21 protein-coding genes are annotated in these 23,162 nt (G+C 74.8%); 12 read left to right on the top strand and 9 right to left on the bottom strand.

The window, feature by feature from the left end:
• The first annotated feature begins 1 nt into the window (after position 1).
• The 3 genes from CNX65_RS06870 to CNX65_RS06880 all read left to right on the top strand — a co-directional run bounded on the left by CNX65_RS06870 (position 2) and on the right by CNX65_RS06880 (position 2,903).
• Positions 2 to 415, top strand: a complete 414-nt coding sequence (locus CNX65_RS06870) for a hypothetical protein (RefSeq protein ID WP_232519726.1) — start codon at positions 2 to 4, stop codon at positions 413 to 415.
• Positions 416 to 423: 8 nt separating this feature from the next.
• Positions 424 to 1,386: an ROK family protein gene (locus CNX65_RS06875; RefSeq protein ID WP_198320590.1), complete on the top strand. Its 963-nt coding sequence runs from the start codon at positions 424 to 426 to the stop codon at positions 1,384 to 1,386.
• 392 nt (positions 1,387 to 1,778) lie between these two features.
• Positions 1,779 to 2,903: an anti-sigma factor RsbA family regulatory protein gene (locus CNX65_RS06880; RefSeq protein WP_157767532.1), complete on the top strand. Its 1,125-nt coding sequence runs from the start codon at positions 1,779 to 1,781 to the stop codon at positions 2,901 to 2,903.
• A gap of 50 nt (positions 2,904 to 2,953) precedes the next feature.
• On the opposite strand, the gene CNX65_RS06885 is transcribed toward CNX65_RS06880, so the two are convergent.
• On the bottom strand, positions 2,954 to 3,418 hold the full coding sequence (locus tag CNX65_RS06885; protein ID WP_218181585.1) for a DUF308 domain-containing protein: 465 nt from the start codon (positions 3,416 to 3,418) through the stop codon (positions 2,954 to 2,956).
• Positions 3,419 to 3,633: 215 nt separating this feature from the next.
• On the opposite strand from CNX65_RS06885, the gene CNX65_RS06890 reads away from it, so the two are divergent.
• The 4 genes from CNX65_RS06890 (at position 3,634) to CNX65_RS06905 (ending at position 7,861) form a co-directional block, all read left to right on the top strand.
• A complete protein-coding gene (locus CNX65_RS06890; RefSeq protein WP_096492016.1) occupies positions 3,634 to 4,371 on the top strand; it encodes a lysophospholipid acyltransferase family protein in 738 nt (245 codons plus the stop codon).
• Between the two features lie 201 nt (positions 4,372 to 4,572).
• Positions 4,573 to 5,085, top strand: coding sequence for a polyadenylate-specific 3'-exoribonuclease AS (locus CNX65_RS06895; RefSeq protein ID WP_096492017.1), 513 nt, complete (start codon positions 4,573 to 4,575; stop codon positions 5,083 to 5,085).
• An 87-nt stretch (positions 5,086 to 5,172) separates the two neighbouring features.
• Positions 5,173 to 6,198 (top strand): 6-phosphofructokinase, encoded by a 1,026-nt coding sequence (locus CNX65_RS06900; protein ID WP_041837437.1) that lies wholly within the window; start codon positions 5,173 to 5,175, stop codon positions 6,196 to 6,198.
• Positions 6,199 to 6,472: 274 nt separating this feature from the next.
• A complete protein-coding gene (locus CNX65_RS06905) occupies positions 6,473 to 7,861 on the top strand; it encodes a class II 3-deoxy-7-phosphoheptulonate synthase (protein WP_096492018.1) in 1,389 nt (462 codons plus the stop codon).
• A 166-nt stretch (positions 7,862 to 8,027) separates the two neighbouring features.
• On the opposite strand, the gene CNX65_RS38280 is transcribed toward CNX65_RS06905, so the two are convergent.
• On the bottom strand, positions 8,028 to 10,550 hold the full coding sequence (locus CNX65_RS38280; protein ID WP_096492019.1) for a Stk1 family PASTA domain-containing Ser/Thr kinase: 2,523 nt from the start codon (positions 10,548 to 10,550) through the stop codon (positions 8,028 to 8,030).
• A gap of 221 nt (positions 10,551 to 10,771) precedes the next feature.
• On the opposite strand from CNX65_RS38280, the gene CNX65_RS06915 reads away from it, so the two are divergent.
• Positions 10,772 to 11,137, top strand: coding sequence for an Rv2175c family DNA-binding protein (locus CNX65_RS06915; RefSeq protein ID WP_096497652.1), 366 nt, complete (start codon positions 10,772 to 10,774; stop codon positions 11,135 to 11,137).
• Between the two features lie 163 nt (positions 11,138 to 11,300).
• Here the strand turns inward: CNX65_RS06915 and mptB are convergent, their stop codons facing one another.
• The 3 genes from mptB to CNX65_RS06930 form a co-directional block, all read right to left on the bottom strand.
• Positions 11,301 to 12,761 (bottom strand): polyprenol phosphomannose-dependent alpha 1,6 mannosyltransferase MptB, encoded by a 1,461-nt coding sequence (mptB, locus tag CNX65_RS06920; RefSeq protein ID WP_096492020.1) that lies wholly within the window; start codon positions 12,759 to 12,761, stop codon positions 11,301 to 11,303.
• Positions 12,762 to 13,199: 438 nt separating this feature from the next.
• The gene (gene crtI / locus CNX65_RS06925) at positions 13,200 to 14,708 is read right to left on the bottom strand and encodes a phytoene desaturase family protein (RefSeq protein ID WP_096492021.1); all 1,509 of its coding nucleotides are present in this window, start codon (positions 14,706 to 14,708) and stop codon (positions 13,200 to 13,202) included.
• A 1-nt stretch (position 14,709) separates the two neighbouring features.
• Positions 14,710 to 15,780 (bottom strand): polyprenyl synthetase family protein, encoded by a 1,071-nt coding sequence (locus CNX65_RS06930; RefSeq protein ID WP_096492022.1) that lies wholly within the window; start codon positions 15,778 to 15,780, stop codon positions 14,710 to 14,712.
• A 105-nt stretch (positions 15,781 to 15,885) separates the two neighbouring features.
• Here CNX65_RS06930 and CNX65_RS06935 point away from each other — a divergent pair, with 105 nt between their 5' ends.
• On the top strand, positions 15,886 to 16,776 hold the full coding sequence (locus CNX65_RS06935) for a methylenetetrahydrofolate reductase (protein ID WP_096492023.1): 891 nt from the start codon (positions 15,886 to 15,888) through the stop codon (positions 16,774 to 16,776).
• A 43-nt stretch (positions 16,777 to 16,819) separates the two neighbouring features.
• On the opposite strand, the gene CNX65_RS06940 is transcribed toward CNX65_RS06935, so the two are convergent.
• Together CNX65_RS06940 and CNX65_RS06945 are read right to left on the bottom strand one after the other, a co-directional pair.
• Positions 16,820 to 17,254, bottom strand: coding sequence for a carboxymuconolactone decarboxylase family protein (locus tag CNX65_RS06940; RefSeq protein WP_232519727.1), 435 nt, complete (start codon positions 17,252 to 17,254; stop codon positions 16,820 to 16,822).
• A 71-nt stretch (positions 17,255 to 17,325) separates the two neighbouring features.
• A complete protein-coding gene (locus tag CNX65_RS06945; protein ID WP_096492025.1) occupies positions 17,326 to 17,979 on the bottom strand; it encodes a DUF3153 domain-containing protein in 654 nt (217 codons plus the stop codon).
• Between the two features lie 188 nt (positions 17,980 to 18,167).
• Here CNX65_RS06945 and CNX65_RS06950 point away from each other — a divergent pair, with 188 nt between their 5' ends.
• Positions 18,168 to 19,847 carry a DUF885 domain-containing protein gene (locus CNX65_RS06950; protein ID WP_096492026.1) on the top strand — a complete coding sequence of 560 codons (1,680 nt, stop codon included), beginning with the start codon at positions 18,168 to 18,170 and terminating at the stop codon, positions 19,845 to 19,847.
• Positions 19,848 to 20,034: 187 nt separating this feature from the next.
• A complete protein-coding gene (locus CNX65_RS06955; RefSeq protein ID WP_096492027.1) occupies positions 20,035 to 20,658 on the top strand; it encodes a CHAP domain-containing protein in 624 nt (207 codons plus the stop codon).
• Positions 20,659 to 20,707: 49 nt separating this feature from the next.
• On the opposite strand, the gene CNX65_RS06960 is transcribed toward CNX65_RS06955, so the two are convergent.
• Together CNX65_RS06960 and CNX65_RS06965 are read right to left on the bottom strand one after the other, a co-directional pair.
• Entirely contained in the window at positions 20,708 to 21,271 is a 564-nt protein-coding gene (locus CNX65_RS06960) for a GNAT family N-acetyltransferase (protein ID WP_096492028.1), read from the bottom strand.
• On the bottom strand, positions 21,268 to 21,771 hold the full coding sequence (locus CNX65_RS06965) for a YbaK/EbsC family protein (protein WP_096492029.1): 504 nt from the start codon (positions 21,769 to 21,771) through the stop codon (positions 21,268 to 21,270). The genes CNX65_RS06960 and CNX65_RS06965 overlap by 4 nt, the downstream gene beginning before the upstream one ends.
• A gap of 511 nt (positions 21,772 to 22,282) precedes the next feature.
• On the opposite strand from CNX65_RS06965, the gene CNX65_RS06975 reads away from it, so the two are divergent.
• Positions 22,283 to 23,119 carry a maleylpyruvate isomerase N-terminal domain-containing protein gene (locus CNX65_RS06975; protein ID WP_096492030.1) on the top strand — a complete coding sequence of 279 codons (837 nt, stop codon included), beginning with the start codon at positions 22,283 to 22,285 and terminating at the stop codon, positions 23,117 to 23,119.
• Positions 23,120 to 23,162: the final 43 nt, after the last annotated feature.

Here is a 23,162-nt window from a genome sequence, read left to right on the forward strand (position 1 = left end):
CGTGGCCGATGCCAAGCTGGTCGAGGAGTTGCGGCTGCTGCTGGACGCGGCGGCCGAGCGGGCGGAGCCGTGGCTGCACCGCGTCGCGGCGGCCGAGGACGGGCACGACCCGGCGGCGTGCGGGTGGTGCCCGCTGTGCAACGCGGTGGCGCTGGCGCGCGGCGACCGGTCGCAGCTGGCGTCCAGGGCGGCGGAGCACGTGGCCGGGCTGATCGCGGTGCTGCGGGCGGCGCTGGTCGAGGCGGACGCGAAGGCGGGGCGGGGCGGGGCCGCGGGCGGTGCCGGTGGCCCGTTCGGCGCCGGGCCCGATCCGGCCGGGCCCGATCCGGCCGGACCGGACGGCGCGGGGCCCGCCGAGGAGCGCGTGGCGCGTCCGCGCGTGCAGCGCGTTCCCGTGGTGCGCAAGCCGTGCTGACGATCGGGATCGACGTCGGCGGGACGAGCGTGCGCGCCGGGGTCGTGGACGCGGACGGCGCGGTGCTCGACACCACGCGCACCGCCACGCCCGGCGACGAGCGGGCGCTGGAGGAGGCCATCGGCGGGGCGGTGCACGAGCTGGCCGAGCGGCACGAGGTCGCCGCGGTCGGGCTCGCGGTCGCCGGGTTCGTGGCCTCGGACCGGCGCACGGTGATGTTCGCGCCGCACCTGGCGTGGCGGCACGCGCCCGTGGCCGAGCGGATCTCGGAGCGGGTCGGGATGCCGGTGGTGCTGGAGCACGACGCGAACGCGGCGGCGCTGGCCGAGCACCGGTTCGGCGCGGCGCGCGGCGCGGGCGTGGCGGTGCTGGTCGCCGTGGGCACCGGCATCGGCGGGGCGCTGCTGATCGACGGCGAGGTGTTCCGGGGCGCCCACGGCGTGGCCCCCGAGCTGGGGCACCTGCGGCTGGTGCCGGACGGCAGGCCGTGCCCGTGCGGCAAGAACGGGTGCTGGGAGCGGTACTGCAGCGGCACCGCGCTGAGCTCGACGGCCGTGGAGCTGCTCGCGAAGCACCCCGGCGTGTCGACGGTGCTGGCGCGGGAGGCGCGCGGGGACGCGCGGGCGATCACCGGGAGGCGGGTGGCGGGCGCGGCCCGCGACGGCGACCCGCTGGCGCAGCGCGCGGTCGCCGACCTGGCCAGGTGGCTGGGAGAGGGGTTGGCGCTGGTCGCGGACGTGTACGACCCGGAGGTGGTCGTGGTCGGCGGCGGCGTGTCCGAGTCGGCGACCCTGTTCCTGGACGACGCGCGCGAGCACTACGCGTCCGTGGTGACCGGCTCGGGCCACCGCCCCCTGGCCCGCATCCGGACCGCGCAGCTGGGCGACGACGCCGGGCTGGTCGGGGTCGCGACCCTGGCCAGGGACCTGGTGGTGGGCGCGGCGCAGTCGCCCGGAGGGCGGCTGGGCTGAGGGGTGCGGGGCGGTTCTGCGGACGCGGGATGGTTCTGCGGGCGTGGGGTGGCTCTGTGGGCGTGGGGTGGCTCTGCGGATGCGGGATGGTTTTGCGGGCGCGGGGCGGTTCTCCGGCGGGCAGCGCAGGCGGGCAGCCCCTGCTGACGCCGCCGGCTGGTAGCGCCGCCCGCCCGGCCGCTCCCACCCGGTTGTCCCCACCGCCCCCGGTCTGCCGTTGCGGGCGCGCGGTGGACCGCCCGGCTCCTTCCGGGCCCGCCCCCCGCGGATCGCGGGCCGGTTCCCCGGCTGGTGGGAGCGCTCTCACGATCGTTCGCCGGGATCACGGCATCGCGGCGGGCGGATCGTTCCGGCGCGGCGCCGCCCCCGCTGATCCACGTACGATCCACCCCGTGCGCGACTTCGGTGCCGACGACCCCGTTCGAGGGCAGGCGGTCGCCCCCGAGCGCGGTGGGCGGCCCCGCTACCAGGCCGTTCCCGAGCCCGCGCCCGGCTCCCGCCCCGCCGCTGCGCCGAGTGCCGTCTCCACCGCCGCGCCCGGACCCCGCGCTGCCACCGCGCCGGTACCGGCCCCGAGCCCCCGTGACGATCCCGGCACCGGCCACGAGACCGTCCTCTGCTCCTCCCACCCCGACCTGCTCGCCTCCGCGGGCTCGTTCGCGGCCGAGGGCCTCGCCCTCGGCGAGCCGGTCCTGCTCGCCTGCGCCCCCGAGCGCGCCGACCTGCTGCGCTCCCGCCTCGCGACCCCCGCCCCCGGCCTGCTCGACCTCCCCCTCGACCCGCGCCCCGCCGAGGCCCTCCTCGTGCTGCGCCGCAGGGTCGACGAGCTCCTGCGCGGCGGCGCGGAGCGGGTTCGGGTGGTCGGCGGCGCGCCCTCTCCCCGCGCCGGGGCGAGCTGGGACTGGTGGGCCCGGTTCGAGCTCGCGGTCACCGAGGTGTTCGCCGACGCGCCCGTGCGCGTGCTCTGCCCCTACGACCTGCGCGTCACCCCCGACCGGGTGGTGACCGACGTCCTGCGCGCGCACCCCGGCCTGCTCCGCCCGGACGGCGAGCGCGTGCCCAACCCCGGTCACGCGCCCGGCGCCGTCGTGGCGGGCGACCCGCCGCACCCGCTCGAAGCCGCCCCGCCCCTCGTGGACGCCCTCGACCCCACCCCGGCCGAGGCGCGCCGGGCGGTCGAGCGGGCCACCGCGGCCACCGCGCTCACCGAGGACGAGCACGACGACGTCGTCTACGCGGCCAGCGAGGCGGTCACCAACGGGCTCAGCCACGGCCGCGCCCCGGTCCGCCTGCGCGTGTGGGCCGACCGCGAGCGGGTCCTGGTCGTGGTCACCGACCGGGGGCAGGGGCCGCCGAACCGGCTGGTCGGCATCGTCCCCACCGAGGGCAGCTCCACCGCCGGGCTCGGCCTGTGGCTCACCCACCGCACCTGCCGCGATGTCGCCCTCACCTGGGCCCCGGACGGCTTCACCGTGCGGGTGCTGGTCGGCGCGCCGTCACCGCCGCGCGAGCCCTGACCCCGCGCGAGCCCCGACCCCGCGCGGACCTCGGAGACCCCGCGCGGACCTCAGAGCTGCGCCCCGTCGTCCCACCCGGAGTCCGGCGGCGGCCCGTTGCGGATGCGCATGATCAGCAGCGCCACGCCCGAGCACAGCACCACCAGCGCCAGCGGCGCCCCGTACTGCGTGGTCAGGCCGAACAGCCCCGGCGCCACGAGCAGCACCACGCCCACCGCGATCAGCACGAGCGCCGCGACCGTCCCCTTGCGCAACGTCGGCAGCGGCGGCGGCTCCGGCGGGACGTAGTGGTCCTCCGGGTCCTCCTCGGCGACCACCGACGGCTGCCCCTCCGGGCGCAGCGGCACCGGTTCGGCCTCGGCCCTGCCCTCGGCGGCCTTCTCGGACTTCTCGCTCTTGGCCTCGGCCTCGTCGGGCCAGCGCGACCCGACGCCGTCGCGCTCCAGGCCCGCGACGATCTCGGCGAACGCCGCGTCCACGTCCTCAGGGCCGTTCGAGTCGCGTCGGGAGTCCATCACCACTGCCCCCAGCCCTCCGGATCGCGGTCGGGGGCGCGGCGGCGCGTCCCCCTGCGGTATCCGGTCCATCGTCGCACGGACTCGCGGTGTTGCGGATTACGGCGACCGGAGGGACTTGCGCGAAACCCGGCCCCGACGAGCTTCGTTGTGCCCCGAGGCCCCCGCTCCGTACGCTGGTAGGGGTATCGGCTGTCGAGGAGGCGCTTCCAACAGTGCTCTACTGGTTGATCAAAAACGTCTTGGTCGGGCCGTTGCTCCAGCTCTTCTTCCGCCCTCGGGTGATCGAGGGCGCCGAGCACATCCCCGCCGAGGGCGGGGTGATCCTCGCCAGCAACCACCTGTCCGTGTCGGACTCGTTCTTCCTCCCGCTGAAGCTCTCCCGGCGGGTCACGTTCCCCGCCAAGCTGGAGTACTTCACCGGCAAGGGCCTGAAGGGCACGCTGAAGCGCTGGTTCTTCCACGGCATGGGCCAGGTCCCGATCGACCGCTCCAGCGCCTCGGCCGCGCAGGGCGCGCTCGACACCGGCGTGCGCATCGTCCGCGACGGCAAGGTGCTCGGCATCTACCCCGAGGGCACCCGCTCGCCCGACGGCAGGCTCTACAAGGGCAAGGTCGGCGTCGCCTGGATCGCGTTGGAGTCCGGCGCCCCGGTGATCCCGGTGGCGATGATCGGCACCGACAAGGCCAACCCGATCGGGTCGAAGGTGTGGCGGCCGTACCCCATCAAGATCAAGATCGGCAAGCCGCTGGACTTCTCTCGGTACGCGGGCCTGTCCGGCGACCGGTTCGTGCTGCGCTCGGTCACCGACGAGATCATGTACGCGCTGATGGAGCTCTCCGGCCAGGAGTACGTGGACGTCTACGCGGCCAAGGCCAAGGAGGCCGACGCCGCGGGCAAGCCCTCCACGCCGCCCGCCGCGGGCAGGATCCCCGACAGCAAGGCGAGCTGACCGCGCCGGGGCCGTCCCGGAGCACCGCGTTCCGGGGCGGACGGGCCCCTGGGTGTGGCGCACAGCTCATTTTTCCGGCCACCGGCCGCAGGGCCCCGGATCGCGCCGCGGGACCCGCCGCGGCGGCGTCGCGCCGCCCGGAGCGCCCCTCGCGCGGCCCCGGCACGCGGTGCGCCCGTCCCGGATCACTAGGCTGTTCCGATGCGGTTCTTCTACGACTGTGAGTTCATCGAGGACGGGGTCACGATCGACCTCGTCTCCATCGGCGTCGTCGACGAGGAAGGCCGCGAGTTCTACGCCGTCTCCACCGAGTTCGACCCGGAGAAGGCCGGGCCGTGGGTGCGCGACAACGTCCTCAACCAGCTCCCCCCGCCCTCCAGCAAGGCCTACATGAGCCGCGCCCGCATCCGCGCTGAGCTGCTCGAATTCCTCGGTGGGGCCAAGGCGAACCGGGACCGCGTCGAGCTGTGGGCGTGGTTCGCCGCCTACGACCACGTCGCCCTCGCCCAGCTGTGGGGCGCCATGCCCGCGCTGCCGCGCAGCCTGCCCCGGTTCACCCGCGACCTGCGCCAGCGGTGGGAGGACGTGGGCAAGCCCGCCCTGCCCGCGCCGCCCCAGGACGCCCACGACGCGCTCGCCGACGCCAGGCACAACCTCGTCAAGTGGAAGGTCATCGAGGAGCTCTGGCAGCGCCGCGGGCACACCGCCCGCTGAGGCACCCCCCTCTTCGCTGCACCGATCCAGCGCGTGTCACGCTTGGGTGACCCACGACACGACGATGAAGAGATGGGTGACGAGCAGATGCGCATCGGTGTGCTCACCGGCGGTGGAGACTGCCCCGGCCTCAACGCGGTGATCCGCGGTGTTGTCCGCAAGGGCGTGGAGACCCACGGCTGGGACGTCCTCGGCTTCCGCAACGGGTGGCAGGGGCCGATCGAGGGGCTCACCAAGCCGATCGGTCTCGCCGACGTCGAGGACATCCTCACCCGCGGCGGCACCATCCTCGGCTCCTCGCGGACCAACCCCTACAAGGTCGAGGGCGGCGTCGAGGCCATCCGCAAGACCCTCAAGGAGCACGGGGTCGACGCGCTGATCGCCATCGGCGGCGAGGACACCCTCGGCGTGGCGAAGCGGCTCACCGACGACGGCATCGGCGTCGTCGGCGTCCCGAAGACCATCGACAACGACCTCGGCGCGACCGACTACACGTTCGGCTTCGACACCGCCGTGCACATCGCCACCGAGGCGATCGACCGGCTGCGCACCACCGCCGAGTCGCACCACCGCGCGCTCGTCGTGGAGGTCATGGGCCGCCACGCGGGCTGGATCGCGCTGCACTCCGGCCTCGCAGGCGGCGCGAACGTCATCCTCGTGCCCGAGCGCGAGTTCGACGTGGACCAGGTCGTCACGTGGGTCGAGCGCCGCTTCGAGAAGCAGTACGCGCCGATCATCGTGGTCGCCGAGGGCGCCATCCCGCAGGGCGGCGCCGAGGTGCTGCACTCCGGCGAGAAGGACGCCTTCGGGCACGTCCGCCTCGGCGGCGTCGGCACCTGGCTGGCGGAGGAGATCGCGCAGCGCACCGGCAAGGAGTCCCGCGCGGTCGTGCTGGGCCACGTCCAGCGCGGCGGCATCCCGACCGCCTACGACCGCGTGCTCGCCACCCGGTTCGGCCTGCACGCGGTGGACGCGGTCGCCGACGGCGACTTCGGCGTCATGGTCGCCCTCAAGGGCACCGACATCGTGCGCGTGAAGCTCAGCGAGGCGACCGCCGAGCTGAAGACCGTGCCGCTGGAGCGGTACCAGGAGGCCGAGGTCTTCTTCGGCTGAGTTCCCGCGGCTCCCCCGAGCCGTTCGGCGATCCCCGGTCCGCGTCCCGCGGGCCGGGGATCGCCCGTTCCAGGGCCACCCGGCGCGCTGACCTCGGGCGACCAGCGCGCCAAGGGGTCCCGTTGCACGTTCCCCGCGGCCACCGCCAGCAGGCGCGCCGCGAAGACGTCGGTCAGCGCCGCTTCTTCATTCCTTCGGGGGTTCTCCGTACCCAGCTCCGCGCACAGGCCACCCACGGCTGTCCCAGGGACTAGGAAGGCCTACTCTTGAACACGTGAACTGGACCGTGGACGTGCCCGTGGACACGCTTCCCGAGCTCCCGCCGCTCCCGCCCGAGCTCCGCTCGCGGCTGGACGACGCGCTCGGCAGGCCGGCCGCCCAGCAGCCCGAGTGGCCGGACGCCGACCTCGCCCGACGGGTCCGCGCCGTGCTGGAGAGCGTGCCCCCCATCACCGTGCCCGCCGAGATCGACCGGCTCCGCGAGAACCTCGCGGCCGTCGCGCGGGGCGAAGCCTTCATGCTGCAGGGCGGGGACTGCGCGGAGACGTTCGCGGACAACACCGAGCCGCACATCCGCGCGAACGTCCGCACCCTGCTCCAGATGGCCGTGGTCCTCACCTACGGCGCCAGCCTCCCCGTCGTGAAGATCGGCCGGATCGCGGGCCAGTACGCCAAGCCGCGCTCCTCCGGCACGGACGCCCTCGGCCTGCCGTCGTACCGGGGCGACATCGTCAACTCGCTTGTGCCCACCCCCGAGGCCCGCGTCGCCGACCCCGGCCGCATGATCCGCGCCTACGCCAACGCGGGCGCGGCGATGAACCTGCTGCGCGCCATGACCACCGCGGGCATGGCCGACCTGCACCGCCTGCACGACTGGAACAAGGACTTCGTGCGCACCTCGCCCGCGGGCGAGCGGTACGAGGCGCTGGCCGCCGAGATCGACCGGGGCCTGCGCTTCATGTCGGCGTGCGGCGTGAACGACTCCTCGCTGCACACCACGGAGATCTTCGCCTCGCACGAGGCGCTGCTGCTGGACTACGAGCGGGCCCTGCTGCGCCTGGACACCAGGGGCGACGAGCCGAAGCTGTACGACCTGTCCTCGCACTTCCTGTGGATCGGCGAGCGGACCAGGCAGCTGGACGGCGCGCACATCGCGTTCGCCGAGCTGCTGGCCAACCCGATCGGCCTGAAGATCGGCCCGTCCACCACGCCCGAGATGGCCGTGGAGTACGTCGAGCGCCTCGACCCGCACAACCAGCCCGGCAGGCTGACCCTGATCAGCCGCATGGGCAACGGCAAGGTGCGCGACGTGCTGCCCGCGATCGTCGAGAAGGTCACCGCCTCCGGGCACAAGGTGATCTGGCAGTGCGACCCGATGCACGGCAACACGCACGAGTCGTCCACCGGCTACAAGACCCGGCACTTCGACCGGATCGTGGACGAGGTGCAGGGCTTCTTCGAGGTGCACCGCAGGCTCGGCACGCACCCCGGCGGCATCCACATCGAGCTGACCGGCGAGGACGTCACCGAGTGCCTGGGCGGCGCCCAGGAGATCTCGGACACCGACCTGGCGGGCCGCTACGAGACGGCGTGCGACCCGCGCCTGAACACCCAGCAGTCGCTGGAGCTGGCCTTCCTGGTGGCGGAGATGCTCCGCTCCTGACATCCCCTGCACGGCCCTGCACGGCCCTGCACGGCCCTGAACGACCCCGAACGCCCCGCTCCCGGTCCGCCGGGGGCGGGGCGTTCGCCGTCGCGCGCCCGGCGCGGAAACGGCGAACCCGGCCCCGGCAGCGCTGACGGCTGCCCGGACCGGGTTCGCCAGGGGATCAGATGCCGACCAGGGTGACCCGGCTGCCCTTCTCGACCTTCGTGCCCGCGTCGGGGCTCTGGCTGAACACCCGAGCGCGGTCGCTGCCGTTGAACTGGACCTCGACCTCCAGGCCGAGCTTCTCCAGGTCCTTGCGCGCGTCCTTGACCCGCTTGCCCTTGACCTCCGGCACGGTCACCGCGCCGCCGGACACCACGACGGTGACCTTCTTGTCGCCCTCCGGCACGTTCGTGCCCGCGGCGGGCGTGATCCGGATGACCTTGCCCTCCTCGACGCCCTGGGCGAACTCGGCCTTGCCCTCCACCGGCTCGAAGCCCGCGGCGGTCAGCTCGGCGAACGCGTCCGCCTTGCTCTTGCCCACCACGTCCGGCACCGGCTTGGGCTCGGGGCCCTTGCTCAGCACGATCGTGATCTTCGTGCCGATCGGCACCTGGGTGCCGGGCTCGGGCTTGAGCGTCACGACCTTGCCGACCGGGACGGTGGCGCTGTAGGCGTTCTCGGCCTCGTTGACCTCGCCCTCGAGGCCGACCAGCTTGAGCTCCTGCTGCGCGACCGCGACGTCCAGGTTCGACTTGAGCTGCGGCACCACCGGCCTGCCCAGCGACACCGTGATCCGCACCAGGTCGCCGCGCATCAGCTCGGTGCCCGCCGCGGGCTCGGTGCGCAGCACCTCGCCCTTGGGCACGGTGTCGCTGGCCTCCATGGCGGTGACGAACTTCAGCGAGGCGTCGCCCATCAGCGCCGACAGCTCGGACTCCTGCTTGCCGACCAGCTCGGGCACGTCCGCGTACCGGCCCGCCGCCATCCACCAGCCGATGACGCCCGCCAGGACGGCCGCGACCACGGCCACCGAGGTCCAGGTGATGAACTGCCGCTTGCTGCGCTGGCGCTCCTCCTCCAGGACCTGCTCGGGCGTCTTCTTCGGCGTCTTGGGCTTGCGCGGCTTGGGCGCGGGGGCGGGCGGCGCGGACGGCATGACGCCCGGCCTTGCCAGCGCCATCGTGCCCTGCGGACCGGTCGGGCCACCGGGCTTGGGGCGCGCCACCGGCAGCGTCGGCTCGGCGAACCCGCCCGCGGGCGTGCCGGTCACCGGCGGGATCTGCAGGGTCTCCTCGGCCCCGCCGACCACGGTCGCCTCGTCGTCGGCGTCGGGCTTGGCGTGGGCTCCCGCGCTCACGGGGACGCCGCCCGCAGGTGTGCCCGCCGCCGGGACACCTCCGGGAGGGGTGCTCGTGGGGAAGCCGTCCGCGCCGACCTGGACGCCGCCGATCTGCACACCACCGGGCGGGGTGCCGGTCGGGAAGCCGGAGGCGGGGGTGCCGGGCGCCGGGATGCCGCCGGGCGGGGTCTGGACCGGGAAGCCGGGCGCGGGCGTGCCTGCACCGGCCGCCGCGACGCCGCCGGGCGGGGTGCCGGTCGGCGCCGGCTGCGACGCCGACGGCGGCAGCGGGACCCGCTGCGAGGCCGACACCGGCGCCGACTGCGAGGCCGACGGGGTCAGCGGCACCTGCTGGGACACCCCAGGGGCCAGCGGGACCTGCTGGGAGGTGGACGGCGGCAGCGGCACCCGCTGGGAGGTCGCGGGCGGCGGCGCACCGTGCTGCGCGGCCGACGGCGGCGCGCCGGGGAACGGCGCGGGCGCGGCCAGCGGCGCGCGCGTGGTCGGCAGCGGCACCTGCACCGCCGCCAGGCCCAGCGCCGTCCGCGCGGCCTCCACCTCGGCCAGGAACGCGGCGGCGTCCGCGGGCCGCAGGAACGGCTCCTTGCGGGTCGCCCTGCGCACCAGCTCCGCCACCTCGGCGGGCACGCCCTCCACCGGCGGCACCACGTCGTTGACGTGCCGGTACGCCACGGAGATCGCGCTGTCCCCGACGTACGGCGGCGCGCCGGTGAGCATCTCGTACAGCACGATGCCCGCCTGGTACACGTCGCTGCGCGCGTCGGCCGCGCCGGTGGCGACCTGCTCGGGCGAGAGGTAGGCGACCGTGCCCATGATCACGCTGTCGCTGGTGATCCCGGACCCGGACATCGCCCGCGCCAACCCGAAGTCGGCGACCTTGACGACGCCGTCCGCGCCGATCAGCACGTTCTCCGGCTTCACGTCGCGGTGCACCAGGTCGGCCCGGTGCGCGGCGGCCAGCGCCGCGAGCACCCGCTCCAGCACGGACAGCGCGAGCGCGGGCTCCAGCCTGCCGCGCTCCACCAGCAGGTCGCGCAGCGTCCCGCCCTCGACCAGTTCCATCACGAGGAACACCCGGTCCTCGTCGACGCCCTGGTCGTGCACGGCCACCACGCCGGGGTGGTGCAGCCGCGCGGCGGTGCGCGCCTCGCCCTCGAAGCGGGCGACGAAGGACGGGTCCGCCGAGAAGCGCGAGTCCATCACCTTGATGGCCACCGGCCGGTCCAGGCGGGTGTCCACGCCCCGGTAGACGGCGGACATCCCTCCCCTGGCGACGAGGGAGCCGATCTGGTAGCGGTGTTCCAGCAGCCCGCCGGTCACGTGAGTCGACGACCTTTCCACAGGGGTGGATCGTACGGTGGAGGAGATACCGGCCGAACCCGTGAGTCGCGCCCGCGCACCCGATCATGGCGGCTCCGCTGTGGGATTGCCGTCAAGGGGCGGGTCGTCCGGGCGGTGAACGGTCCGGCGAACAGCGGGTTTCCGGTGGGTGGCGGGCTTTTGACGCCCACCACCCGGTTGGTGCAGGGCATTGCTCCCCGCGCTGTGGCATCGTGGCGTTCGTGAGTGCGATTCCTGCCGCTGCTGATGTGCTGGCTCCCGAGATCGAGGTACTCGGCCTGGCCGAGGTCGCCGAGCGGCTCGGCCAGCCGGTCAACCGTGTTCACCAGTTGCTGCGCGACGGTCAGCTCCTCGCTGAGCGGCGCGACGGCGTCCTGGTCGTCCCCGCCGACTTCATCGCCGCCGGAAGCGTGGTGAAGGGGCTCCCCGGCACCATCACGGTGCTGCGCGACTCCGGCTTCTCCACCGAGGAGATGCTCCGCTGGCTGTTCACCGAGGACGACACCCTGCCCGGCAGCCCGATCGAGGCGCTGCGCGGCGACCGGGGCCGCGAGGTCAAGCGCAGGGCGCAGGCCATGGCCTTCTGACGCGCCAGGGCCCGCCGCGCCGCGCGGCGGGCGCCCGGAACACCACCACGAAGTCGACCGGGGCGCGCCGGGCACGGCGCGCCCGCTCCGGGCGGTTCCCCGCGGGGAGCCGCCCGGTCCGCTTCGCGGGGTCGGGCGGTGCGGTGCGCTCCGGTGGCCCAAGCTAGGGCTTGCCCGAGAGCCGGAGCGGGTCGTCCTTGGTCAGCGAGACCGCCGCGAGCGCCGACAGCAGCACCGCGACCAGCAGGTAGCCCCACGAGTAGAGCGCGGTGTCGCCGTTCGGGAAGGTCACCAGCAGCAGCCAGGTGGAGAAGAACGCCACGGTGGTCAGGCCGCTGGCCGTCCAGGCCAGGCCCGCGCCCAGCACCAGCGGCCAGGTGAAGTACCAGGGCAGCGTGGCGGGGGAGAGCAGCGCCACCGCCAGCATGGTCACGGCCGCGCGGAACACCGCGTTCGGACCGCCGTCCTCGGCCGCCCGCCACTGCCGCCAGGCGATGAACACCAGCAGCACCGAGCCGATGCCGCGCGCCACGGTCAGGAACACGCCCTGGTCCAGGTGCACGAAGACCGTCACGAGGGTGTGCGCGAGGTCGCCGACCGCGCTGGGCAGCGACAGCCAGTTCACGATCATCGAGGACGTGCTCAGCGCGGGCAGCCAGCCCAGGTCCCGGCCCGCGATCACGCTCGTCGCGGTGAACACCACGGCGAACACCGCCACGCCGCGCCCGATGGCCCGGCCGATCGCGGCCCGCCGGGGGCCCTCCGTGCGGGCCGCCCACACCAGCACCAGGAACGGCAGCGCGACCGCCGCCGTGGCCTTGACCGCCACGCCCAGCGTCACCAGCACGATCCCGGCCACGTGCCTGCCGTCGAGCACCAGCAGCACGCCCGCGGCCATCAGGCCGACCATCAGCATGTCGTTGTGCGCGCCGCCGATCAGGTGCACCAGCACCAGCGGGTTGGCCGCCGCGAACCACAGCGCCACGGCGGGCTTGCCGCCCAGGTGCCGGGCGAGGCCGGGCAGCGACCAGCAGACCAGCGCCAGCCCCACGACCAGCACCAGCCGCAGCAGCACCACGCCGCCGATCACGCTGCCGCCGGTCAGCCACACCACGCCCTCGGACAGCAGCACGAACAGCGGGCCGTACGGGGCGGGCGTGTTCTGCCAGACCCAGCTCACGTTGTCCGACAGCGGGCTCTGGAGCACCGCGGGCCCGACCTGGTACGGGTCGAGCCCGTTGAGCGCGAGCTGGCCCTGCGCCAGGTAGCTGTAGATGTCCTTGCTGAACAGCGGCGGCGCGAACAGCAGCGGCAGCGTCCAGGCGCCCACCGCGGCGAGCACCGCGCGGCTGCCCACGTGCCCGCGCAGCACCATCCGGCCCAGCCGGACCCACGACCACACCACGAGCGCGAGCCCGAGGTAGAGCACGGCGGTGGCCAGGTCCTGGCCGTGGCCGTAGCGGATCCAGCTCAGCGAGGTCGCGGCCAGCAGGGGGTCGCGCTTGACCACGGCGCCCGCGCCGCTGCCGCCGAGCGCGACGAGCATGACCCCCGCGACGCCCAGCAGGATCGTCCGGACGGGGATGCCCCTCGGCTCGGTCGCCGGGGTCGCCGAAGAGCGCACCGGCTCGACGCTTGCGGTGCTCGAACGGGAGGAAGACGGAGTCGCGGCCATCGCCGGGACATCGTCGCACAACGCGCGCGCGAGGCGGGATGCAATGGCTCTCACGCGTGACGCGGGCGTGCGCCCGGTGGGGATCTTCGCACGTCGGCCTGGGTGGGACGATGCGCCGCACGGAGTATTCGCGCGCGGTGCTCGGGCGTTCCGGGGCTCGGGCCGGGCCGGTTCGGGCTGGTGGTCGCGCGCCCCCGCCCGACCGGGCGCCGCGCGGGAGGGGTTTCGGAACCGTTCTGGAACCGCTCCGAAGCCGCCCCGAGACCCGGTCTCCCGGAAGGGGCGACCGGGGCGCTCCCGGCCGCGCGGACGGCGGGCCGCAGGACGCAGGGGGTGGTCAGGGCCCGTTCCGGGGTGGAGCGGGCCCGGCCTCCCCCGGCGGTGCGGTCAGCGCCGGGACACCCGCGCCAGCAGCCCCGCCACCGGGCGCCTGCCGACCGGCGCGGCCACCCCGGTGATCCGCTGCGCGGCCAGCCTGCCGGACACCAGCACCGGCGGCACGCCGACGCCCGGCGTGGTGCCGCAGCCCGCCAGCACCGCGTTCTCCACCCCGGACACCAGGTTCCTCGGCCGGAACGGCCCGGTCTGGGCGAAGGTGTGCGCCGCCGAGAACGGCGTGCCCGCCGCCATGCCCATCGCGGCCCAGTCCTTCGGCGTCACCAGGCGCTCGACCTCGACCGAGTCGCCGAACCCGGTCAGCCCGCGCCGCTCCAGCTCCGCCACCAGCTCGTCCCGGTAGGCGGGCCCGACCCGCTCCCAGTCGATCCTGCCCGCCCGCAGGTTCGGCGCGGGCGCCAGCACGAACGTCGCCGCGTCCTCCTCCGGCGGCCTGCTGACCAGCAGCGACGGGTCGCTCATCAGCTGTCCCCGGTTGATGACCTCGTCGAACGTGCGCTCCCACGCGTCGCCGAAGAAGATCGTGTGGTGGGCCAGCTCGTCCCAGCGCCTGCGGGTGCCCGCGTGCAGCACCACCGCCGACGGCGACCAGCGCACCGGCAGCAGCCTGCGCGGCCGGTGCCCCAGCAGCCGGTAGGACACCGGCAGGTCCGGGGTGAGCACGACCGCGTCGCAGGCGATCCGCTCGCCGTGCGCGGTGCGCACCGCCGTGACCCGCCCGCCGATCCGCTCCAGCCACGCCACGCGCGTGTCGAACCGCAGGTCCGCGCCCGCGTCGGCGGCTGCGGCGGCCAGCGCGTCGGGCAGCGCCCGCACCCCGCCGCGCGGGTGGTGCACGCCCGCGATCGCGTCCATGTAGGCGATCACCGCGTAGGCGGCCATGGCCTTGCGCGGCGCGAGCCCGGCGTACAGCGACTGGAACGTGAACACCCGGCGCAGCCGCTCGTCGGTGACGAACCGGCCCACCGCCGGGTCGAGCCTGGCGAACCCGCGCAGCGACGCCAGCCGGGCCAGCTGCGGGGTGAGCAGGTCCAGCGGCGAGTCGAAGTTCGCGCCGATGAACGCGTCCCGCTCGACCCGGTGCAGCTCGGTCAGCCACGCCCGCAGCCGCAGGTACCCGCGCGCCTGCTCGGGTCCGGCGAACCGGCGCACCTCGGCGGCCATGGCCTCGGCGTCGGGGTGCACGTCCAGCACCGAGCCGTCGGCGAAGCGCGCCCGGTAGGCCGGGGTGACCGGCCGCAGGTCCAGGCGGTCGGCCATGCTCCCGCCGACCGCGTTGAACGCCTCCTCGACCAGCTCCGGCATGGTCAGCACGCTCGGGCCGGTGTCGGCGGTGAAGCCGCCCAGCGCGAGCCGCCCGGCGCGACCGCCGGGGGTGGCGTCGCGCTCGACGACCGTGACGCGGCGACCCGCGCCCAGCAGGTGCAGGGCGGCCGAGAGCCCGGCCAGCCCCGCCCCGACCACCACGACGTGGTCGGTCCGCCCGGTGACCAGCCGCACCTCAGCTGGTCCGCTTCGTCGCGCTCACGGCCAGCCCCGCCAGCCGCTCGGTCACCGCCGGGTCCGCCACCGGGGCCGCCTCCAGCGCGCGCAGCGCCGACTCGGTCAGCTCGGTGATGCGCCGCTCGCAGGCGTCCACGGCGCCGACCGCCACCAGCTGCTCGCGCACCGCGTCCACCTCCGCGTCGCCCAGGTCGGGGCGGCCCAGCGCGCCCTCCAGCGAGTCCGCGCCGTGCTCGACGCCCAGCGCCACGAGCAGGGTGCGCTTGCCCTCGCGCAGGTCGTCGCCCGCGGGCTTGCCGGTGACCGCCGGGTCGCCGAACACGCCGAGCAGGTCGTCGCGCAGCTGGAACGCCACGCCGATGTCCCGGCCGAACGCGCGCAGGCCCTCGACCAGCTCGGCCGAGCCGCCGCCGATCGCCGCGCCCATGTGCAGCGGGCGCTCCACGGTGTAGGCGGCCGTCTTGAGCCGGTCGATGCGCAGCGCGGCGTCGGCCGAGGCGTCGCCGCGCGCCTGGGTCAGCACGTCCAGGTACTGGCCCGCGAGCATCTCGGTGCGCATGTCGCGCCACGGCAGGCTGAGCCGCTGCAGCGCGTCGGTGGGCAGGCCCGCGGCGAACAGCATGTCGTCGGCCCAGGCGAGCGCGACGTCGCCGATCAGCACGGCGGCGGCCAGCCCGAACTGCTCGGGCGAGCTCAGCCAGGAGTTCTCCCGGTGCCGCCTGGCGAACTGGACGTGGATGGTCGGCCTGCCCCTGCGGGTCTCCGAGGCGTCCATGAGGTCGTCGTGGATCAGCGCGCAGGCCTGGATCAGCTCCAGCGAGCTGACGGCGGTGAGCACGCGGCCCGCCGACTCGTGCTCCGGGTCGCCGCCCGCGGCGCGCCAGCCCCACCACGCGAAGGTGGGGCGCACGCGCTTGCCGCCGCTGAGCACGAAGTCCGTGAGCCCGTCCACCGCCTCGGTGAAGCTGCGCTCCATGCGCTCGCCGAGCGCCCGGCGATCGGCGAGGTAGGCGGCCAGGGCCGAGTCAACGTGCTTGGCCAGGTCGAGGTCGAACGGGTGGAGCGCCACGCGTCTATCGTCACCTCTCGCCGCGCGCGCGTGCCAACCGGGGTTCACCTCCCAGCAGGTGAGCAGGGGGGTCCAGGGGGTGGACGTGCCTCTACCCTTGGCGGCATGACGTCGGTGCTCGAACGCCTCGCGGGGAAGACCCCCGCCTTCTCCGTCGAGTTCTTCCCCCCGCGCGACGCGGCGGACGAGCAGGTGCTGTGGCGCGCCATCCGCGAGCTGGAGGCGCTCGACCCGGCCTTCGTGTCCATCACCTACGGCGCGGGCGGCTCCGGCCGCGACCGCACCATCCGGGCCACCGGCCGCGTCGCGCAGGAGACCACCCTGGTGCCCATGGCGCACCTGACCGCCGTCGACCACTCGGTGGCCGAGCTGCGCAACGTCATCGGCTGGTACGCGGCGGTCGGGGTGCGCAACATCCTGGCGCTGCGCGGCGACCCGCCCGGCGACCCGAACGGCGAGTGGACCGCGCACCCGCAGGGGCTCAACTACGCGGAGGAGCTGGTCCGGCTGTGCCGGGAGCTGGGCGACTTCTGCGTGGGCGTCGCGGCGTTCCCGTACGGGCACCCGCGCTCGGCCGACCTGGACACCGACACCGAGCACCTGGTGCGCAAGCTGCGGGCGGGCGCGGACTTCGCCATCGCCCAGCTGTTCTTCGAGGCGGACGACTTCCTGCGGCTGCGCGACCGGGTCGTGGCGCGCGGCTGCGACGCGGCGCTGCTGCCCGGCCTGATGCCGCTGACCACGCCCAGGACGCTGGCCAAGACCGTGGAGCTGTCCGGCGCGCCGGTGCCGGACTCGGTGGCGCGCGCGCTGGACCCGTTCACCGGCGACCCGGCCGGGTTCCGCAGGGCGGGCGTCGAGCTGGTCACCAGGATGGGGGAGCGGCTGCTGGCGGAGGGCGTGCCGGGGCTGCACTTCTACACGCTCAACCGGTCCAAGGCGACCCGCGAGGTCGTGGCGAACCTGGGCCTCGCGCCCGCCCGCGCCACGGCGTGACACCGGGCGTTCCGGGGCGGTGGTCCGCCCCGGAACGCGGTGGTCAGACCAGCACGCGGTCCTTGCCCGTGTCCAGCGCGACGCCGAGGCGGTTGAGCGAGTTGATGCTGACGATCAGCACCAGCAGGTCGGCCAGCTCCCTCTCGGACCACTGCGCGGCGGCCCGGTCCCACAGCTCCTGCGGCACCCCGTGCTCGCCGAGCCGGGTCACCGCGTCGGTCAGCTCCAGCGCCAGCCGCTCGGCCGGGCTGAAGAACCCGGACTCGCGCCACGCCGAGACCGCGAACAGCCGCTGGGTGCTCTCACCGGCGGCGATCGCGTCGCTGGAGTGCATGTCCACGCAGAACGAGCAGCCGTTGAGCATCGAGGCGCGCAGCTTGACCAGCTCCATGAGCACGTGGTCGACGTTCCTGCGCGCGTAACCGTCGAGCTGGATCAGGAGCTTGTAGGCGTCGGGGGCGATCTCGCCGAAGTTCATCCTCATACCGGGTGGACGAGGAGGTCCCCGGGTGTGTGACAGAGGCGCCCGTCACAGCGGGCGGGCCGGGGTCAGGCGACCAGGCTGCGGCGGTGCGAGACGACCGCCATGACCACCACGACGAGCGCCGCCCCGCCGGTCAGGCCCGCCACGAGCATCACCCACGGGAACCACGACTGCGAGTCCGGGCCGGGGTAGCGGACCGTCGCCGTCAGCATCGAGGCCTGGCCGGGCTTCGGGTGCCACGACAGCACCGCGTCCTCCTCCTCGCGGCCGTTGGTGTCCACCACCTCGCCGGGGAAGCTGATCTTGACCTGGATGTCCGCGCGCTCGGCGGGCACCGAGGTCAGGTCCACCGAGCCGGACAGCGTCACCAGCTCGCCGGAGCGGCGGAAGTTCAGCTGGTAGCGGCTGCTCGACGCGCTCGTGGCGGTCGCCAGCGCCTTGACCTCGTCGAAGGTCAGCCTGCTGAACGACAGCTGCGTGCCCGCGTAGCCGTCCGCCTGGTAGGCCTTGGTGGTCACCCGGTCGGCCAGCCCGTCCGGCACCTTCAGCTGCGGGCCCGCGTCGGCGTCGCCGGTCGGCGGGGTCGCGGCGACGATCTCCCCGGCCACCAGGTCGTCCTGGGACAGGGCCATCGCGGCGTGCAACCGCACGCAACCCGACAGCGAGAACGCCGCGAGCAGCAGGATCACGGGCAGGAGCAGCGCGGAGGCCCTGGGCACGGGGGCAATCCTGCCGGCAGCCGCGAGCGCGAGCCCGTGCGCACCACCGGTCGGGCGGTCGCAAGTTCGGCATCCCGGTCACGCAAGGCCACCACTGCCGCCGCTGCGCCCCGGTTCCGTTCACCCGTCCACCCCAATCCGGTCACGCAGTGCGATAACCCGGTGGTGGTTCCGGGTAGGTTCGACGCATGTCATCGACCTCCGCAGGTGTGCACGCGGTCAGCAACCGCTACGTCGCCGACTACGCAGCCGCCGACCCGCTCATGGCCACCCAGAGCGGCATCACCGGTCACGACGACCGGCTGACCGACTACTCCCCGCAGGGCCACGCCGCCCGCGAGGAGCTGACCCGCCGCGCCGCGCGCGAGATCGAGGCCGCCGAGCCCGCCGACGCCTCCGAGGCCGTCGCGAAGGCGGTCTTCCTGGAGCGCACCGCCGTCGACCTGGACCTCTACGACGCGGGCGCCCACCAGTCCGACCTGAACGTCATCGCCAGCCCCGTGCAGGGCCTGCGCGAGACCTTCGACCTGATGCCCACCGCCACCACCGAGGACTGGGCGGTCATCGCCAAGCGCCTCGCCGCCCTGCCCGAGGCCGTCGCGAACCTGCGCGCGGGCCTGGGCCGCTCCGCCGACGCGGGCCGGGTCGCCGCGCTGCGCCAGGTCACCAAGGTCGCCGAGCAGTGCGACACCTGGTCGGGGCGCACCACCGGCCGCTCGTTCTTCGCCGACCTGATCGCGCCCGCCCCCGACGACCGGGCGCTGCGCACCGAGCTGGAGGCCGGGGCGCGCGCGGCGGGCGAGGCGTACGCCGACCTCGCCCAGTTCCTGCGCTCCGAGCTCGCCCCCCAGGCCCCGGCCAAGGACGCGGTCGGCGAGGAGGCGTACCGGCTCAAGTCCCGCTTCTTCACCGGCGCGAAGCTCGACCTGGCCGAGGCGTACGCCTGGGGCTGGGAGGAGTTCTCCGGCATCGAGGCCGAGATGCGCGAGGTCGCGGGCCGCATCAAGCCCGGCGCGACGATCGCCGAGGCCGCCGCCGTGCTCGACGCCGACCCGCGCTACCGGGTGACCGGCCAGGACGGGCTGCGGGAGTGGATGCAGGGGCTGTCCGACGCGGCGCTCGCCGACGTGCGCGGCAAGCACTTCGACCTGCCCGACGAGCTGATGGACCTGGAGTGCCGGATCGCCCCGCCCGGCGGCGGCGTCGGCGCGTACTACACCAGCCCCACCCCGGACTTCTCCCGCCCCGGCCGCATGTGGTGGTCCGTGCCCGCCGACCGGCAGGAGTTCTCCACCTGGCGCGAGGTCAGCACCGTCTACCACGAGGGCGTCCCCGGCCACCACCTGCAGATCGCCACGGCGGTCCACCAGGCCGAGAAGCTCAACGACTTCCAGCGCCTGATGTGCTGGATCTCCGGCCACGGCGAGGGCTGGGCGCTGTACGCCGAGCGGCTCATGCGCGAGCTGGGCTACCTCGGCGACCCCGGCGACCTGCTCGGGATGCTGGACTCGCACCTGTTCCGCGCCGCCCGCGTGATCGTCGACATCGGGATGCACCTGGAGCTGGAGATCCCGAAGGGCACCGGCTTCCACGAGGGCGAGCGGTGGACGCCGGAGCTGGGCCTGGAGTTCATGCTCACCCGCACCATCACCGACCCCGCGCACGTGCACGACGAGATCGACCGCTACCTCGGCTGGCCCGGCCAGGCCCCCGCGTACAAGCTCGGCGAGCGGCTGTGGCTGGCCGCCCGCGAGGACGCCCGCGCCCGGCACGGCTCCGCGTTCGACCTCAAGCGGTTCCACCAGGAGGCGCTGGAGATGGGCTGCATGGGCCTGGACACGCTCCGCGAGCGGCTCGCCGCCCTCTGAGCCGGGGTCCGTCCGCGCCGCGTTCGCTGAGGTCTGCCCCTCAGGGCCTGGCGTGACCGGGCGCGCATCAGGTATCCACGAACGTGCGGCGCGGAGCACGTCCGCGCCGCACCGCCCGGTCGACCGGGTGACGCGGGTCCACGGCGGGCGCGTCCGCGCCGCCCGTGGCGCGTCAGGAGGGGGAACGATGTCCAGACGGGGTGTCCGCGCGGCGCTGGGGGCCGTGCTGGCTTCCGCCGCGCTGCTGGGTGCCGTCGCGGCGCCCGCGCAGGCCGCGCCGGGCGAGCTGGAGCAGTGGCGGGTCCGGCAGGAGATCGTCGACAAGGCGATGGCCGAGGTCGGGCAGCGCGAGAGCGGTCCCGAGCTGTACCCCGAGCGCTACCAGCAGGTCGACTCCGCCGTCATGCGCCCCGCGCAGTGGTGCGGGGTGTTCGTGAACTGGGCGTGGACCGTCGGTGGCGTGGAGCACCGGCCGTCCATGCGGCCCGCGCCCGGCGCGTCCGGCCTCGACCAGGGGCACTGGGCGACCTACTGGCAGAAGTGGGCTCGGGAGAACGGCAAGTGGCGCGACATCTCCGAGCGCAACGTGGAGATGGGCGACGTCGTCGTGTTCGGCCAGTACCCGTCGATGTTCGCGCACGTCGGGCTGGTCGTGGAGGTCAGGTACGACGACAGCGGCCTCAAGGCCACGCACGTGCGCACCGTCGAGGGCAACTACGGCGACCGGGTGGCCTACACCCGGTGGCGCAAGATCGACGGGTTGAGCGCGGGCTTCGGCCGACCGGCCAGCGGGTTCGTCTCGCCGTTCTAGTCCGACCGCGACGGGCTCCCCCCGGAAGCCTGGGGGAGCCCGTCGCGCGTCAGTCGACGGGCAGCTCGCGGCCGAGCACCGCGAAGGGGCGCGGGTCGCCGGTGAACTGGTAGTGCCGCAGCACGTCCACGAAGCCCACCCGCCGGTAGAGCTTCCACGCCCGGCTCGTGCCCTCCGGCGTCGACAGCAGCACGCGCGGGCTCGACACGCCCGCCAGCAGCTCCCGCAGCAGCGCCTCGCCGATCCCGGCGCCCTGCGCGCTCGGCAGCACGTGCAGCTCGGTCAGCTCGAAGTAGTCGCTCATCCACTCCTGCGCCGCGGCCGGGCCGGACACCAGGGTCAGCCCGTGCCGCACCTGCTCGTGCCACCACTGGCCGGACGCCCCGTGGTAGCCGTAGCCGAGGCCGACCAGCTCGTCGTCCTCGCCGAGCGCCAGCACGCACCGCCAGCCCTCGCGGGTCATGTGCGCCATCCACATCGGGGCGCGCTGCTCGGCGGTGCCCCTCGGGTAGCGCATGGCGTTCACGTACAGCGCCAGCGCCTCGGGCAGCCGCGCGGTCAGCTCGGCGGGGGAGGCCTCGACCAGCTTGCGTGCGGGCGGGAGCGCGGTCACCGGACCACCTCGACGGGGGCGCCGCCGGTCAGCTCGACCAGGGCCTCGAACGTCGTGGGGAAGACCGCGTGCGGGTGCCCCGCCGCCGCCCAGACCTGTTCGTGCTCCCGCAGCGCCACGTCCACGAGGGTCCGCAGCGGCGCCGGGTGCCCGACGGGCGCGACCCCGCCGATGACCTGGCCGGTGTGCTCGCGGACGAACGCCGGGGTGGCCCGCTCGACCGAGTCCGCGCCGACCAGCTCCGCCAGCAGCGCGGTGTCGGCGCGGTGCGCGCCCGAGGTCAGCGCGAGCAGCGGGGTGGCGACGCCGTCGGTGACGGCGGCGAAGACCAGGCTGTTCGCGATCGCGCCGACCGGGACGCCGACCGCCTCGGCGGCCTCGGCGGCGGTGCGGACCGCGTCCGCGAGCACGCGGATGCCCCGCGAGGAATCGGAGTGGCCGGACTCGTCCAGCACTGCGGCGACCTTGGCGATGCCGGGGTGGTCGTGGGGTGCGCTCACCTGTTCATGAGACCACGTCCGGCCGGGTTGTTGAGTGCCGGGCCGACGCGCTACGCTGATCACGTTCGAACACCTGTTCGAGCGATGCCCTGGCGTGGGGCGGGGGAAGCGCCCCACGCCAGGTGCTGCGCCGCGCAGCGGCGCAAACCCCCAACCGCTGCACCGCGCAGCGGCGCAAATCCCCAACCGCTGCACCGCGCCCCTCACCGCAACCCGATGCACTTGGTCTCTTCCTCGATTCCGCTACCCGGATCCTGGCCCCGGATCCCCGATTTCCGATCCCCGTTCTCCGGCCCCAGCCCTGGCCCCAGCCTCGACCCCGGCTCCCGAACCACGGCTCCGCCCCAAGTCCCGGCCCTGCCTCGAATCCCAACCCCCGCTCTGCTGGAACCCCAAGCCCCGGCTCCGCCCCGAGCCCCACCCCGACCCCCGCCCCAACCCCGCGCCCCTGTTCCCCCTCCCCTCCCGCCCCCTCCCCGAGCGGGGCGACAACCACGCGCGAAGGTGGGCCGTGAGCCGAGGACCGCTGGGGTACGCCCGGCTGATCGACGTCGTGGAGCGCGAGACGACCCTGCTCGCGGTCGCCGCGCGCGGAAGGCCCGAGCTCCAGGTGCCCGCCTGCCCCGGCCTCAACCTCGGCGAGACGGCGCGGCACGTCGGCAGCACCCAGCGCATGGTGCTGGCCCGCGTCGACGGCTCCACGACGTGGCAGCACGAGCCCGCCCCCGACCAGGACCTGGCCGGGTACCTGCTGGAGGGGGTCGCCCCGCTGGTGGCGGTCCTGCGCGCGTCCGACCCCGCCGCCCCCTGCGACGCGCTGTGGAGCGCCGATCGCGGGGAGGGGCCGACCCCGCTGAGCCGAGGCGCGCGGCCGGGGCGCGCCGACTCGGGGTCCCGCACCGCCGCGCAGCGCGGGCCCACCCGCCGGGACCTGGCCTTCTGGGCCCGCAGACTCGCCCACGAGGCGACCGTGCACCGGATGGACGCGCAGGCCGCCGCCGGGATCGGGCTGGACCCGGTCGACGAGGACGTGGCGCTCGACGGCGTGGACGAGGTGCTGTCCCTGTGGCTCGGCCACCGCCTTGACGTGCTCGGCGTGCGCGGGACGCGGGAGGGCTCGGTGCTGCTGCGGGCCGGTGACCACGCCTGGCTGGCCAGGACCGGCCCCGACCCGGCCACCCACCGCGTCGCCGCGCCGGGGGAGCGCGGCGACGGGGTCGTGACCGGGACGCCGGTCGCGCTGTACCGCTGGCTGTGGGGGCGCGTGCCCGACCGCGAGGTGGCGCCCAGGGGCGACCGGGACGCGATCGCCCAGCTGTGGGCGCTGCTCAGGCTCGCCACGAAGTAGCGGGGAACTCGAAGGCCCGCGTTCCCCAGGGGGAGCGCGGGCC

It is taken from the genome of Actinosynnema pretiosum (genome assembly GCF_002354875.1).
GTDB lineage: Bacteria > Actinomycetota > Actinomycetes > Mycobacteriales > Pseudonocardiaceae > Actinosynnema > Actinosynnema auranticum.

Coding starts and splice junctions, on each gene's coding strand:
- CNX65_RS06885 (WP_218181585.1), bottom strand. CDS start 3,418: ATGGACTCCCGACGCGACTCGAACGGCCCTGAGGACGTGGACGCGGCG.
- CNX65_RS06895 (WP_096492017.1), top strand. CDS start 4,573: ATGCGGTTCTTCTACGACTGTGAGTTCATCGAGGACGGGGTCACGATC.
- CNX65_RS06900 (WP_041837437.1), top strand. CDS start 5,173: ATGCGCATCGGTGTGCTCACCGGCGGTGGAGACTGCCCCGGCCTCAAC.
- CNX65_RS06935 (WP_096492023.1), top strand. CDS start 15,886: ATGACGTCGGTGCTCGAACGCCTCGCGGGGAAGACCCCCGCCTTCTCC.
- CNX65_RS06940 (WP_232519727.1), bottom strand. CDS start 17,254: ATGAACTTCGGCGAGATCGCCCCCGACGCCTACAAGCTCCTGATCCAG.
- CNX65_RS06950 (WP_096492026.1), top strand. CDS start 18,168: ATGTCATCGACCTCCGCAGGTGTGCACGCGGTCAGCAACCGCTACGTC.
- CNX65_RS06955 (WP_096492027.1), top strand. CDS start 20,035: ATGTCCAGACGGGGTGTCCGCGCGGCGCTGGGGGCCGTGCTGGCTTCC.